Annotated in this window: 8 protein-coding genes; 3 read left to right on the forward strand and 5 right to left on the reverse strand. The window is 67.0% G+C overall.

Annotated elements, in window-relative coordinates:
• Nucleotides 1-6: 6 nt before the first annotated feature.
• Nucleotides 7-1,152, reverse strand: coding sequence for an MAB_1171c family putative transporter (locus AC3EVP_RS06645; RefSeq protein ID WP_435127116.1), 1,146 nt, complete (start codon nt 1,150-1,152; stop codon nt 7-9).
• Nucleotides 1,153-1,157: 5 nt separating this feature from the next.
• A complete protein-coding gene (locus tag AC3EVP_RS06650) occupies nt 1,158-1,736 on the reverse strand; it encodes a regulator component (RefSeq protein WP_435127118.1) in 579 nt (192 codons plus the stop codon).
• A 357-nt stretch (nt 1,737-2,093) separates the two neighbouring features.
• On the opposite strand from AC3EVP_RS06650, the gene AC3EVP_RS06655 reads away from it, so the two are divergent.
• Both AC3EVP_RS06655 and AC3EVP_RS06660 read left to right on the forward strand, forming a co-directional pair.
• The gene (locus AC3EVP_RS06655; protein ID WP_435127120.1) at nt 2,094-2,930 is read left to right on the forward strand and encodes a helix-turn-helix transcriptional regulator; all 837 of its coding nucleotides are present in this window, start codon (nt 2,094-2,096) and stop codon (nt 2,928-2,930) included.
• Between the two features lie 817 nt (nt 2,931-3,747).
• Complete coding sequence (locus tag AC3EVP_RS06660) at nt 3,748-4,737, forward strand: LuxR C-terminal-related transcriptional regulator (protein WP_488179792.1); 990 nt, start codon at nt 3,748-3,750, stop codon at nt 4,735-4,737.
• 77 nt (nt 4,738-4,814) lie between these two features.
• Here AC3EVP_RS06660 and AC3EVP_RS06665 read toward each other — a convergent pair whose 3' ends face one another.
• Complete coding sequence (locus tag AC3EVP_RS06665; RefSeq protein ID WP_435127124.1) at nt 4,815-8,417, reverse strand: carboxypeptidase regulatory-like domain-containing protein; 3,603 nt, start codon at nt 8,415-8,417, stop codon at nt 4,815-4,817.
• Nucleotides 8,418-9,268: 851 nt separating this feature from the next.
• Between AC3EVP_RS06665 and AC3EVP_RS06670 the strand changes: the two genes are divergently transcribed.
• Complete coding sequence (locus tag AC3EVP_RS06670) at nt 9,269-11,344, forward strand: carbohydrate-binding module family 20 domain-containing protein (RefSeq protein ID WP_435127126.1); 2,076 nt, start codon at nt 9,269-9,271, stop codon at nt 11,342-11,344.
• Between the two features lie 491 nt (nt 11,345-11,835).
• Here AC3EVP_RS06670 and AC3EVP_RS06675 read toward each other — a convergent pair whose 3' ends face one another.
• Together AC3EVP_RS06675 and AC3EVP_RS06680 are read right to left on the reverse strand one after the other, a co-directional pair.
• Entirely contained in the window at nt 11,836-12,075 is a 240-nt protein-coding gene (locus AC3EVP_RS06675; RefSeq protein WP_435127128.1) for a hypothetical protein, read from the reverse strand.
• Between the two features lie 120 nt (nt 12,076-12,195).
• A complete protein-coding gene (locus AC3EVP_RS06680; RefSeq protein ID WP_435127130.1) occupies nt 12,196-12,645 on the reverse strand; it encodes a Secondary metabolite protein in 450 nt (149 codons plus the stop codon).
• Between the last annotated feature and the right edge of the window lie 297 nt (nt 12,646-12,942).

Here is a 12,942-nt window from a genome sequence, read left to right on the forward strand (position 1 = left end):
CCGAAGCTATGCGAGCACGGGTCCGTGACACGCGTAGGCATCGGAGACGCGCACCAGCCACTCGGTGTCTTCGCGGAGATCCTTACGGGACACCGCCGCCCTTCTCCGCGGGGCGATCTCTTCGGCGAGTCTGCCGGCATGCAGCTCCGTCAGCGCTGCTTTCACCGCGGCGGCTTCGATGGCCGCGTCCCTTTCAGGCGTGTCCGCCTTGGTAGCGCGCTCGACGGCTTCGAGGAAGTTCTGGGAGCGGTAAGGGCGGAGGGCGAGGAGGGCGTCGTTGATTTCGATCACGCGGCGCTGGAGCCTGAAGTCCGGTTCGGCTGCGGGGCATCGGTCGTGGTGCAGGACGATGTGCGGCATGGCGGTGGTCAGGTCGTTCCACAGCGGGCCGAGCGCGGCGAGGGAGCGCTCCTCCCAGTGGCAGCGGCGGGCCTGGCTGATCGGGTAGGCCACGGCGGGCAGCGTCAGTCCGATGCAGAGCAGCAGCATCGAGAGCAGCGGGCACGTCATGCCGAAGAAGCACGGCGCGGTGGCCAGCGACGAGCATCCGGTGTTGTCCGGGATGGCGTTCAGGCCAAGGCCCAGGGAGGCCACGACGCTCAGCTTGTACGCGGTGTACATCAGGGCGAAGGCGCAGCTGCCTGTGGCCAGGCTCAGGCCGAGTCGGACGCTGCTTCGGGGCGCGGCTGCCGACTGCCGCAGCGTCTGCTGCGCGAAGCCGATGATGGCGTAGCTGAGGTAGGAGATGTACAGCAGCACGTAGAGCGCGTACGCCTGCGGGGAGTCGTGGACCGTCTGCCGGTAGGTGAACAGCGTGGTCATCCCGAGGACTGTGGCGGCGAGGAGGGCCAGGTTGATCCGGACCAGGCGTCGTGCCTGCGCGGGTTCGACGGTGAGGTGGACGCACACGGCCAGGACGAGGTGCGCGGCCGTCAGCGAGGAGCAGTTGCTCAGCAGCCGGTCCAGGTGCGGTACCGCCGTGTCGGCGGCGTTCGCGCCCAGTGGTGAGTTGAGGGTGAAGGCGATCGCGAAGGAACCGAGGAGCGCTCCGACGGTGCGGGTGCCGGCTGGGCGGGGCGTGCCCCGGTCGAGGCTCCAGTAGCCGGCGGCCGCGGCGAGCAGGCCGGCCACGCCAAGGAACACGACGTTCATCACGTTCATCTCGAGCGCAGCCGACCCCGCCTGATGGCCTGTGAGAAGAGGGCGTCCCAGCTCTCGGTGCCCCTGCCCGGTCGGCGGGACGGTGCTTCACGTTCGCGGTACATGCGCTGGCGGATGATCGTCGCCATCGTCTCGGCTTCGCGTTCGTCGGTGGTCGAGTAGCTCGTACGCCCCGACATGCGGAGGACCAGGGTGGGGTTCACCCCGAGGACGTGCGCCGCGTCCGCGTCGATCTCGAGAGTGCCGGGGTGGTCGCAGTAGATGTGGCACAGCTCGTGCGTGAGGATGTGCCGCTGGTGGTGGACGGACGTCCCCTCCTCGTAGAAGAGGAGGTCTGCCGCGGGCATCTCCAGCCGGATGCCGCACGGCGCGTCGAGCGCGCCGAGCGCGCCGAGCGCGCCGAGCGCGCCGAGCGTGCTCAGGGGTTTGAGCAGGATCGGCTTGTCCCGCAGGGCGGCGATGGAGTCGCGCAGGTCGCGCGTGGTGAAGCGGTGGGGAAGGCGTAGGCGGTCGACCTGCTCTTCGCAGGCTGTCCGCAGTCGGTTGTCCTCGACTTCCGGCAACGGCATACCCATGTCTGCGTCTCCCCTCGGGGCGGTCTGTGAACCGACCTGCTCGTGGCGATGGCAGGAGGATGCCAAGGCGTAGCTGGAACTCGCGCTTCCACGAACGGTGCCTCTCGTGCACAGCGAGTGACCAGCTGCCCGAGTGTGCGGTGCCGGGCCGGCGGATGTGCCGGAGGGGTAGGTGCGCGAGACCGCCGGTGATCTGTTTGCGCGGCCCGGGAGTTGTGACGGGGGACGGAGGCGGGTCGAACCGGCTGCCGGCGACTACGCGTAACTACGCTGAATGACGGTTTCGTGATCCTTTGAGGTCCGGCCCCGGCGTTTTGTGTCCCATGTCACACGATGATGCGACCTAGTCTCGCCGCCATGGACTCCCGGCGCGGACAGCGCGACCTCGGCGATACTGACGGGCAGTCCCTGCCGGAGCTGTTGCGCGCGTGGCGCAAGCGGGTGGACCCGCGGACGATTCGGGGTCTGCCGTGGCATGAGCGGCGGGGTGAGGGGCTGACCCAGGCTGACGTGGCTTGGCTGGCCGGTCGTACTCCGCGGTGGTACGGCCGGCTGGAGCAGGGCAGGCGTGCCAACTACTCCACCGACTTCCTCGACAAGGTCTCCACCGCGTTGCGGCTGAGCCGTGCGGAGCGGCAGATCCTGTTCGTGCTGGCCGTGGGGCACCCGCCCGCGCTGGCCGCGGTGCCGGCGGCGGACGCTGCCGAGGAGATGGATGGGACCCTCCAGCACTTCATCGACAGCCTCATGCCCCACCCAGTCGTCGTCACGGACGTGGCGTGGAACATGATCGGCCACAACGAGTCCGCGAGGCGCTGGTTCCCCGGAGCGATCCGTGAGGCCAACCAGATGCGGTGGACCTTCCTCAGCCCCGAGGCCCGCGAGCAACTGGTGAACTGGGAGGACGACTGGGCCCGCCCCTACCTCGGGCAGATCCGGTACGAGCGAGGCAACCATCCGAAGAACGAGGCTCTGCGGCTCCTGGAGCGGGACATCCTCGCCGGCGCGCGGGACGCGCGACGGATCTGGGACCGGTGGGAGATGGTCGACCACGGCGACGGTGCCCTGCGCAGGGTCAAGCTTCCCTACCACCGCGGGCGCGAGGTCGCCGTTCGTACCGTTGCCCTCCGGCCCGCGCGCAGTGACAGACTCCGCGTCATCGCGCTCATGGAGAACCGCCCGGAAGACTCCTGATCCGTCGGCGTCCTCATGAGCTTTCTATGTGCTGTTTGGGGTTCGGATCATGAGGTTGACGTGAGGTGCTTCAGCCACATGATCGGTCCGCGGAGGTGGAGTCGGGCCTCGGAGTGGAGCCGGGAAAGGCACTGTCGCTGGCCCATGTCCGCGATCCGCCTGTTCGGCGTCAGCGACACCACCGCTATGCGCTACATCACCGCCGCCCACCCCCAGCGCGCCGCGAAGCTCCCTCGCTCGCACCCCGAGGGTCACGCCGCAGCAGCCAGGCAACCGGTTCTCGGCAGGCGGCGGGCTCGCGCTGATCGATAGGGTGCACGCCGTCCGACCGGAGGCGGATCAGTCGTGGACCGGCAGGCGGCCGATCTGGTGGTCGGCGGCGCCGTTGAATGCCTCGTCAGGCGGACGGTGCGGGTAACTGTGGCGCGGCGTGTACACCACGCGGCGGCCGTCCTTGTGGGTCTTGACCAGCCCGACCAGACGCAGTCGGCTCAGTTGCTGACCGGCCGACGTTCTGGTTGCGCCGTAGCCGGTGCTGCTTGAGCCGGCTACCTTGCCGCATCCACCGTAAGGGCCTCCTCCCAGAGGCCTCGCCCGTAGCGCGCGTAGCCCGGGGCGCCAGGCGGTCCGTTGGCGGCACGCCGGCCACCGCGGGTCGAGACGGGGGAACTTGTGAATGCGTGGCCAGGGGGTGCGGCAGGGTCGGTCTTCGGTGTTCGTGGAACCATTGGCCTCCGGTTGCTTTGAAGTCGTGCTCTGTTGGACAGACGTCCGCTCTCAAGGCGCCGAGAAGTCGTCGAGACGAGGAGGGCTGCGGGTGAGCGGGCAGGCTGACCAGGTCTGGGGACTCCTGGGTGTGAGTGAGTACGACGTGCGGCTCTATCGTGCGGTCTTGGGTCAGCCGGACAGCGAACCGGAGACGTGGGCGAAGACTGTCGACAGTGATGCGGAAACGGTGGCCCTCGGTGTTCGCCGTCTCGTGGACCTGGGTCTTCTGGCTGCGGGGCCGGGGCCGGGTTCCTGTAGGGCGGTCGATCCGCACTTGACTTTGCGGAACCTGCTGAGGGCGAAGGACGATGCGCTGTTCCGGATCGCTGCGATGGCCGAGGGCCTGGCCGAGGAGTACGACCGTGGCCGGCTGAGGTCGCTTCCCGAGCGCCTGGTGGAGGTCATCGTTGGTGAGCATGCGCACAGCGAGCGGCTCAAGCAACTGTATGCCAGTGCGGAGCGAGAGATCGTCATGATCGACACTCCCCCGTACGTGGTTTCCTTCGAAGACAACCAGGACGCTCAGGCTGACGCGCTCGCCAGGGGAATCCGATTTCGCACCCTTTATGCTGTCGCGGCTCTTGAGGATCCTTCTCGGCTTGAGCAGGCTGAAAGCATGGTCGGCAAAGGGGAGCGGGCCAGGGTGGTTGCCACCGTTCCGCTGAAGCTAGTGTTGATCGACGGCAGAACTGCGATGACGCCCCTGACGAACGGGGAGACCGGCACGGATTTTCACGCCATCGTCATCCATCCGTCGACGCTGACTTTGGCCTTGTGGTCCTTGTTCGAAAGCTTGTGGGAGAGTGGGACACCGCTTGACCGGAGTGCGGCTCTGCCCCCGGGGACGGACGGTTTGAACCCGTCCGAGCGGCGACTGCTGAAGCTGCTGGCCGTTGGGCTCAAGGACGAGGCCATCGCACGGCAGTTGGGGATCTCCTTGCGTACGCTACGTCGTCGGATCGGTGACTTGCAGGACCGGCTGGGGGCAGCGGGCAGGTTCCAGGCGGGTGTGCAGGCGGCCAAGCGAGGATGGATCTGATCTGGGCCGGCCGGAGTTGGTTGGGCCGCGCGTCGCGGGGACGCGCGGCCCGTCGAACCGCTCTGATGGGGTGCGGCTCAGCAGCCGTCAGCGGGTGCGAGGGTGAAGTCCTGGGTTGTGGTCTTTCCCTTCTTGAGTTTCACGACGGCAGCCCTTGGACCCCAGCCGTCCTTCGCGGCGGAGACGAGGAGCGGGTTGTTGGCGACGTCAAGCCACAGTTGATAGTGGCCGGCTTGGTCGACGGCGAGGGTGTATTCGGCCCTGCTCCCTTGGATTCCCACCAGGGCGCCGGGAATCGCCTTGGCCGTGCTTCCACAGGGTTGGGCGCTGACGGTGCCGCTGACCTTCCCCCAGTTGCTGGGGGCCTTCATGGTCACGTGGATGTCGACGGGTTGGGCGGGGTAGGGGGTGTTGTCGGTGACGTTGAGCCGTGCGTGCCAGATTCCGGGCTGGCTGGCCGCGACACCACTCAGGTCGTACGACAGCTTCACTGTGATGCTGTGGCCTGGTGCCAAGGTCGCCTGGCCGGTGCTCTCCGACAGCCAGTCCACTCCCGCGTCGGTGCCGCATTGGTCGTATCCGGGCAGGAGCTCGGCGGTGTTGACGAGCTGGTAGAAGGTTTCGCTGCCGCCGAGCCGGTAGAAGCCGCAGGCACCGGCGGCGCGGATGACGTTCTCGTTGGCGTTGGGCAGCGTCGACCAGGTATTCGTCGTGGGGTCGTAGGCATAGCCCTTGTTGCTGCGTGTGGTGTTGTCCCATACGCCGCCGGACAGCAGCAGTTCTCCGTTGGCCACCGTGGTTGTCGAGGTGGACGAGGTCTCGGGGAGGTCCGCGATCGGTGACCATTCCTGCGTCGCCGGGTCGAAGGAGTAACCGGAGGCGATGTCCTTCTGGTTGCCGCCTCCCACTTCTACGGTGCCACCGGCGCAGTAGATCTTCCCGGTGATCGCGCCGCAGGAGTACCAGCCGCCGGTGAGCGGATATGGGGTGGTCGTGGACCACGTGTCGTCCAGTGGGTCGTAGACCTGGACCGTGTTCTCTGTGCAGTAGTCGTATCCGCAGCCGCCGATGATGTAGACCTTTCCGTCCACCACGGCGGTACCGGCGCGGGCCACCGCGTCGGGCATGTTCGCCCCTGCGGTCCACGTTTTGGCCTTCGGGTCGTATATCTCCACGGAGTTGGTATTGTTGCCGGTGCTCCAGCCTCCGAAGACGTACAGCTTGCCGTAGAGGTATGCCGCCTGGGCGGACTCCCGGAAGCGGCTCATATCGGGCAGGGTGCTCCAGGTGCCTGCTTTGGTGTCGTAGGCGTAGACCTTGTTGAGCACGCCGCCCGTGTCGTAGGAGAATCCGCCGACCGAGTAGACGACTCCGTCTCCTGCTGCTCCGGCGTTGTCGGCAACGGTGTTCGGCAGGTTGGGTACCGGTGTCCAAGTGGCACCTGCCGCACCGGACGGTTCGGAGGCGGCGGCCGCATGGGGTGTTGTCATGGTCAGCGGGCCGCGATTGGTGTCGGCCTTTGTCTGGATCAGTGGCGCCTGGGCTGTCTTGACCAGCGGAGCCGACGAGCCGGGTTGCTCCGCCAGAGACAGGGTGACTGAGGCGGAACCTGAGTTGGTGAACGTGACGTTCGTGCTCCCCTTGCCGAGCCAGCTCACCTCGGGGTTGACGGACGTCTTGCTGACCGACAGCCGAGGCGCCGACAGCGTGATGGACTGCTGGGAGACGGTGTCATCGGTGACGGTGGCCTGCAGCGAGGAGGCGGTGTAGTTCGACGCCGACACTCGGTATTGCGCGGTGCCTGCCGCGTGGAACAGTGCGTAGAAGCCGTCGCCGACTGCTGGATCGTCGGGGGTGGAGACCGAAACCGCGCTTGCGCCTGAGGTGTCGGTTGCGGTGATGGTCGCCCCCGCTACGCCCTGTCCGGTGTTCTTGTCGATGACCTGGCCGGTCAGTAGACCGCCCGGGATCACTGCACAGGTCGCGGGGTCGGCGGTGGCCGTCTTGTAGCCGGGCGCGCTGCACGTGGTGGCGTCCGCGAGGGGCGCGAAGTCCTTGTGGACGCTGGTGTCTCCAACGGTGACGGAGGTCGTGCTCTCGGTGTAGCCGGGGTATGCGGGGTCGGCTAGCACGGTGTAGGTGCCGTCGACAGGAACTTCAAGGGTGAACTTGCCGGTCAGGGGATCGGTGTGGACGGCACTGGTGGCCTCCTCGGCGACACGGACGGTGGCGTAGAGGGGCCACCCGTGTCCCGAGCCGTCCTTGACCGTACCGGTCACCTTGACGAGCGCCTTCGCGTTCAGTGCGAGGTCGGCGGTCACGGATGCCCCGTCGCCGACGCTCACTGCCCTGCTCGCCCCGGTGTAGCCGAACTTGACGGCGCTCACCTGGTAGTTCCCCACCGGCACCGGGAGGCTGTAGGTGCCGTCGGGGCCGGCGGTCGCCGACAGGGATCCGATCGTGACCGATGCGCCCTCGATCGGTTTGCCGGTTGCGGAGTCGGTCATGGTGCCGTGCACCGTACCGTGCGGAGCACCCTTGAACGCGGCGGTGCCGTTGGGCGTGCCCAGACCCGTCGGGCCGTCGTAACCGGTTCCCGCTGTGCATATGTAGCTGGTGGTGCAGCTGCCGTTGTTGCCTGCCGTCACGTCGTGCAGTGCGCTGGGGAGCGCGTACGGGTACGACATGGGCCTGCTGCCACCCACCGGGGTGCCGGCGAGTGCGTACACCGAGGCGATGATCGGGGAGGCGGCGCTGGTGCCACCGACCACGTGCCAGGTGCCGTCTTCGTAGACTGCAACCCCGGTGTTCGGGTCGGCGACTGCGGAGACGTCGGCGACCGTACGTGCTGTGCAGCCGGAGTTGGTCTGGACCGCCGGCTTGGGCTCGTAGCCGGAACACCCGCTGCCTGCGCCCGACCATGCGCTCTCCGTCCAACCGCGGCTGGACGACGCGTCCTTGACGAGCGTGGTGCCGCCTACCGCGGTGACGTAGGGCGAGGACGCCGGCCACACCGTCCCGTACGCGTACCCGTAGTCGCCGCTGCTGACAGTGATCGCGACGCCCGGGTGATCGAAGTAGGCGGTGTCCGCGCTCAGCTGGCTCGGATCCTCGTTGCCGCCCCAGCTGTTGGAGACATACATCGCGCCCTGGGCCACGGCCTGGTTCACCGCGACACCCAGGTCGGAGGTGTACGAGCTGTCGGCTTCCACGAGCATGATGTGGCAGTCGGGACAGACAGCGCTGACCATGTCCAGATCGAGCGCGATCTCCACCGACCAGTTGCTGTCAGGGGTCGGGTAGGTGGTACCACCGCGCTGGTCGATCTTGGTGAAGCAGCCGTTGGCGGTCGTGCATGCAGGCAGACCGTACTCGCTGCGGTAGGCCGCCAGGTCCTCCTCGGCCGAGGGATCGTCGTAGGCGTCGACGATCGCAACGGTACGGCCGCCGGATGACGCAGAGTCCAACGAGTACGCGGCGCGCAGGTCGGACGGTGCCAGTCCAGCAGGGGCGGCGTCTGCCGAGGCGAGCTGGGCGGGGGTCGTTTTCACATCGTCACGGATGCGGGCAGCACAGGCCATCTGGCCTGCGCGTTTGGGAAGGGCGCACGCCCGGGACGACGCGTGGTTCGCGACTTTACCTGTCGGGTCAGGAACGATCTTCCGTTTGTGTTTGGCCACGGGCGACGCGCCTGCGTCCTGCACAGCCGCCGCTTGGGAGGAGGCGCCGCTCGCCGGCGAGGCGGAGGGCAGAACCAGCACTGTCAGGACGAGTGCGAGAAGACCTGAGATGGCCAGAACTCTTCGACGTTTTGGGGCATTCCGCATACAGTCCGCGTCTCCTTCGTGGGGGTCGGGTCGGGCCGCGTAACCACCGATATCCCGGTGTCGTGCAGGTGAGGATGTCACCAACTCCCGGCCGCGCTTGTCCCGAAACGGACAAGTGCCTGTATCGGCCAGCGGAGCGCAGGACACGTAAGAGACCCGTGCGTCATGCTGACAGGCCGAGACAGGACACTCGCCTCCCCAGCACGAAGGCAAAGGAAAATTTCGGAAAGATCTTGCGGCCTCTGGGTTAGGTCCAGCACTCAAGGGCGTCGCGCACCTTGGTGCAAAATATGGCATAAGGTGCAAAATTAAGGTCAATTGCTCCCTCGCTAGCCGGGGTTGAAACGCACCTCAGTGCAGCCCGGTCCGCTGACTGCGCCGATGCGAGTCCCTGTCAGCTCCTTGCCTGCCTGATGAACACCTGCTTCTAGCGCCTCCACCTGCGCTTATGGAGAGGCAGGTTGCACCGTCTCCCGCTAGTGCCTTGACGAGGACCAGTGACCGGGCTTCACGCCAGACTGCCTCCGGCGGCTGAAGACTTGCCGCAAGAAATTGCAACATTCGTCGTCCTGGCTCTTGACCCGGAATCACGCTCAGGGCGAAGCTCCTGCGCGGAACCCACGGGACGGGGTTCCCTCTCCGGCGGCCTGACGCGTGGCCACGTCAGAGTGCACTCCCATGCCCAATTACTGAAGGAGCCGCCCATGAGATCCAGGGTCCTCAACGGCGCTGTCGCCGCGGTGGTCGCCGCCGCGGGACTGGTCGCCGCCGCCTCGCAGCAGCAGGCGAGCGCGACGCCGCCCGGCAGCAAGGACGTCACAGCCACGCTGTTCCAGTGGAACTGGAACTCGGTCGCCAAGGCCTGCACCGACCAGCTCGGCCCTGCCGGTTACGGCTACGTGGAGGTCTCCCCCGCCACCGAGAACATCCAGGGCAGCCAGTGGTGGACCGCCTATCAGCCGGTCAGCTACAAGCTCCAGAACCGCCTCGGCACCGAGGCGGAGTTCCAGAACATGGTCAGCACCTGCCACAACGCAGGCGTGAAGGTCGTCGCCGACGCGGTGATCAACCACATGTCCGCGGGTTCCGGCACCGGCACGGCCGGCACCAACTACAGCAAGTACAACTACCCCGGCTACTACCAGAACCAGGACTTCCACTCCTGCCGGACGAGCATCTCCAACTACGCCGACCGGTACAACGTCCAGAACTGCGAGCTGGTGGGCCTGGCAGACCTCGACACCGGCAGCGACTACGTCCGCTCCACCATCGCCGGCTACATGAACCACCTCATCTCCCTGGGAGTGGACGGCTTCCGCATCGACGCCGCCAAGCACATCGCCGCGAGCGACCTGGCCGCGATCAAGTCCAAACTGAGCAATCCGAACATCTACTGGGCGCAGGAGGCCATCTACGGCTCCGGCGAGGCGGTCCAGCCGACCGAGTACACCGGCACCGGCGACGTCGATGAGTTCCAGGGCGCCTACGACCTCAAGCGGATCTTCAGCTCCGAGAAGCTGTCCTACCTCAGCCAGTGGGGTCCCTCCTGGGGTGCCGGCTACCTCTCCAGCGACAAGGCCCGCACCTTCGTCAACAACTGGGACACCGAGCGCAACGGCTCCACCCTCAGCTACAAGGACAACGCCACCTACACGCTGGCAAATGTCTTCATGCTGGCCTGGCCCTACGGCTCGCCAAACGTCTACTCCGGCTACGAGTTCTCCGACACCGACGCGGGTCCGCCCAACAACGGCCAGGTCAACGCCTGCTACAGCGACGGCTGGAAGTGCCAGCACGCCTGGCCGCAGATCTCGAACATGGTCGGCTTCCGCAACGCGGTGAGCGGCACGGCCATGACGAACTGGTGGGACAACGGCAACAACGCGATCGCCTTCGGCCGAGGCAACAAGGGCTACGTCGCGATCAACCACGAGAGCGGCTCGATCACCCAAACCTTCCAGACGTCGCTGCCGGCCGGCACCTACTGCGACGTCCAGCACAGCGGCACCCCCTACACCGTCGGCTCCGACGGCAAGTTCACAGCCACCGTCGGCGCCAACGACGCCGTCGCCCTCTACGCGGGATCCTGCTCCGGCGGCAGCACAGGAGGCGGCACGGGGGGCAGCACCGGAGGCGGCGGCGACAGCCACACCGCGACCGTCTACTACAGCACCGACAAGAACTGGTCCTCGTACTACCTGCACTACTCTCCGAACGGCGGCACCTGGACCACCGTCCCCGGTGTGGCCATGAGCAGCGCCTGCACCGGCTGGGTGTCCAAGACCGTCGACCTGGGCTCGGCCACCGGGCTGGCCGCCACCTTCAACAACGGCAGCGGCACCTGGGACAACAACAACAGCAAGAACTACGCACTCGGCAACGGCGACGTCACCGTCAAGGACGGAGTCGTCGGCAGCGGCAACCCCTGCGGCACCAGCGGCAGCACCGGAGGAGACACAACCGGCGGGACCGGGGGCACCAACCCGGCAACGGGTGCATCGTTCGCAGTAAACGCCACCACCGTCTACGGCCAGAACATCTACGTCGTCGGAGACATCTCCGCCCTCGGCGGCTGGAACACCTCCAGCGCGCTGCTGATGTCCTCCTCCGCCTATCCCGTCTGGAAGCTCGACGTAAGCCTCCCGGCCGGTACGTCGTTCCAGTACAAGTACATCCGCAAGGACAGCAGCGGAAGCGTCACCTGGGAATCCGGGACCAACCGCACCGCCACCGTGCCCTCCACCGGCAAGGTCTCCCTCAACGACTCCTGGCGCAGCTGACCCTCCTCCCCAGGGGATCCCGCTGCGCTCAGCCCCGCCCGCCGCTCCCGTCAACGGGAGCGGCGGGCGTTCCCCGCGGGCGCATGCGACGTTCTTCCGCAGCAGCTTGATCGCCCCACCCGCAGGCGCCAACAGCCGAACTCGCACCGCCGCGTACGTATCCCTCAAGTGGGCGGTCTGGTTCGAGGCCATTCAGCCGCGGGTTTCCTGGAACCTGCCGCACGCTTCTACATGATGAGAGCAGTACTTTTCGACCGCTTCGTCGGCCCCGTGGCGCTGTACACGGGCCAGCTACCACGTCCCGCACCGGCGCCCGGCGAGGTACTCGTGCGGGTGCGGGTGCGGGTGTTCAGCGTCAACGGCATTGAAACGGCGGCCCATTCCGGTTGGCCTCGCTTCTTCACCGGACGGAAGTTCCCGCAGCGCGTCGGGTTGAACCTCGCCACGGACAGCTCATCGATCGGTTGCGTCCCGGTCGCATCGGCCTGCGGTCACACAGTGTCTGCGCACGCACACCCTCTACCGTCGCAGAACGCGATGTCACGTTCGCTCTTCCGCATCCAGCGCGTCTGGCGCAGACCAAGGCGGCGCATGCCGTGGCCGTTGACGAACTCGTTGATCGTGCCCTTGACAGCGGCCCGCAGCGCGTAGCGCGAGAGCCGCTCCTGAGCCTCCTGCTCGGCCCGCGACTCCGACTGGATATCGTGGAAACTGCGGGGGCGGGTGACCACCTGCTTGGCATCCCAGTGGATGGTAAACGCTTTGCGGTAAAAAAGGTGCCATCGCGGGAATGTGGGTGCTTCTGCCCGGATGGGTCGGCGCGATGATCCAGACGAAACGGCCTACGTAGGTCAAATCTCGTCGAGCAGGTCGGAGTCGGCGGGGTCGTCGGGGATTCCCTCGAGTCGGCGGGCCTGGTCGATCACGGCGGCCACCATCTGTAGGCTGCCGACGCTCAGGCCGTTGGCGCGCAGGGCGACTCTGCGGACGTCCGCGTCGCGCATCGCCGTGACCACGTCGATCTCGGCCAGCGTCCGTGCCGCCACCTCTTCCTCGAAGAAGTAGCTGGGGGGCACGCCGAAGAAGGCGGCCAGCGCGCGGATCGTGGCCATCTTCGGGTTCTCGTTCTTCCCGGTCCGAAGCTGTTGGATGGCGCTCGCGGTGAGGGAGAACCCGGTCGACTCCCGTACGCCCTCGGCGACCTCCGCGTACGTGTACGGGCCGCGCCCCGCGGGGTGCACCTCCCGGAACAGGCGGTCGAGCAGGTCCGCCACGCTGCGGGGCTGCTGCTGCTCGGTCATCGTTGCTCCTCCGGTGGCGGGCCCGAAAGCCATCCACTCTGCTTGCGCTCGCGCGGCATTCTGTCTCTGCTGGCGACATCGTAGTTGACGAGTGGACGCAAATGCGATGTACGGTTTCCCCGCTGCTCATCCATATCAGTGTTGCATGCCTGGTGGGGTGGTGTGTGAAGGCGCTGGACGTGTGGCGAAGGCTCGCCCTATGGTTCTGGTCCCCGCACAAGCGGATCAAGGACCGGCGGCACGCCGGACGGGAGGGGGAGATGCGTACGGGAGAACCGTGACCGGGGTGCAAACGCG

The sequence above is a fragment of the Actinacidiphila sp. bgisy144 genome (assembly GCF_057708105.1).